The sequence below is a fragment of the Sandarakinorhabdus oryzae genome (genome assembly GCF_009733735.1).
GTDB classification, from domain to species: Bacteria; Pseudomonadota; Alphaproteobacteria; order Sphingomonadales; family Sphingomonadaceae; genus Sandarakinorhabdus; species Sandarakinorhabdus oryzae.
The window spans coordinates 1-1,649 of record NZ_WNJP01000303.1 but is presented as its reverse complement, the minus strand read 5'-3'; the positions used below and the strand labels follow the sequence as shown (position 1 = coordinate 1,649).

The 1,649-nt window shown below is 68.5% G+C and carries 2 protein-coding genes; both read right to left on the bottom strand.

All coding sequences use genetic code 11. The annotated features are described in order from the left end of the window. Positions 1 to 370: 370 nt before the first annotated feature. Positions 371 to 1,144, bottom strand: coding sequence for a TIGR02186 family protein (locus GJ693_RS15840; RefSeq protein WP_235902998.1), 774 nt, complete (start codon positions 1,142 to 1,144; stop codon positions 371 to 373). Continuing rightward, a partial coding sequence (locus GJ693_RS15835; protein ID WP_156257193.1) for a sulfite exporter TauE/SafE family protein occupies positions 1,141 to 1,649 on the bottom strand: 509 nt, incomplete at its 5' end. The genes GJ693_RS15840 and GJ693_RS15835, both read right to left, overlap by 4 nt.

Below are 1,649 nucleotides of genomic sequence, written 5' to 3'. Positions count from 1 at the left end.
CGCCACCGCCGCCACCGCCGAAGCGATCACCGCCGCCACCGAAGCCGCCGCGGCCACCGCCGCCGCCGAAACGGTCACCACCGCCGCCGCCAAAGCCGCCGCCACCGAAGCGGTCACCTCCGCCAAAGCTGCGGGGTTCTTCAAAACTGTCAAAGCCGCGCTCGCGCTTGTCAAACCCACCGCGTCCGGGACCACGTCCCCGTCGATCAAAGCTCATTACCTAATCCAAATCCAAAGAGAGTCTGCCTGTTGTGGAGCTTTTCGGCCGATGCGGTGAGAATTCAAAGCAGCCGTTCCGATAATGCGCCAGTCGATAACCTAAACGAAAAGCGGGCTGCGTGCGAGTCGAATGTTGGCGGCTGACAAGGGCCTACCAGCGGCGGCGGGTGATGACGGCGGCCAGCGCCCCGGCGCTCAGCGCGGCCAGCACGGCGGCAAGCCCATAGAGCAGGCTGTTTTCCTGCGCCATCACGTAAACCCAGCGTTCGAACCCGGATTTGCCGATCAGGAACGGCGCCGAGGTGCTGGCCAGCACACGGCCCTCGCGGATCAGGTGGATTTCAGCGGTGTAATCGCCCACCGGCACCGCCGCCGGCAGGGCCACGCGGGCGGCATAGAGCACGCCGCGGGTGATCTGCACGCCGCCGGGATGCTCGGCAAAGAGCCCGGCCTTTTCGCGCGCCGCCACGAGGCCGGCCTCGAACGCGCGGCTGATCTCGTCATCGGCGCCGCTGGCCGGCGATAGCTGCAGATTGCGGATGCCGATTTCATAGATGGCGGTCGTGCGTTCATCGGCGAGCGCGCTGATCGGCCGTGTGGAGGCGACGGCATAGAAACCCGGCACCGATTCAAAGCGCACACCGGCGGCATTCACCCACACGCCGGCGATGCGGGCCTTTTGCCGGACGGTCACCGGCGCGGTGGGGCCGCGCACGACCACCGCAATATCGGGCGGCGCATCGGGCACGCTGCCTTGCGGATACTGGATGGCGCCGAACACCAGCAGCTCGGCGCCGCGGAAGGTGGTGTTGATATCGATGCGGGCCTGGGACAGCTGAGTGATCAGCACGATCGGCGCGGCCCCGGCCAGGGCCAGCCACAGGCCCACCGCTGCCAGGATGCGCGCGATCATGCGCCCCATCATGCGCCTTCAAACAACGCAAAGGGCTCGGCCGGCGTCCAGGTCAGGCCGATGAACAGGCGGATGGCGACGCCCAGCACCAGCAGCGCCAGCGCCAGCCGCAGCCGATCCGGCGACATTTTCTGCGCCGCCCGCACGCCCAGCTGCGCGCCGGTCACCCCGCCCAGCAGCAGCAGCAGCGCCAGCACGATATCGACGCTTTTCGATGCGGTGGCGTGCAGCAGCGTGGTCGCCGCGGTGACGAAGATGATCTGAAACAGCGAGGTGCCGACCACCGCCTGGGCGCGCATGCCGAGGATATAGACCATCGCCGGCACCATGATGAACCCGCCGCCGATGCCGAGGATGACGGTGAGCATGCCGACCGCCGCACCGATCAGCAGCGGCGCCAGCGGCGAGATGTAGAGCCCGGAGCGTGGGAAGCGCATCTTGCCGGGCAGTGCCGCTACCCAGGGCAGGTGGCGGGTGCGGCGCGGCGGCGGCGCGGCTCCCGATCGCGCCGCGCGCA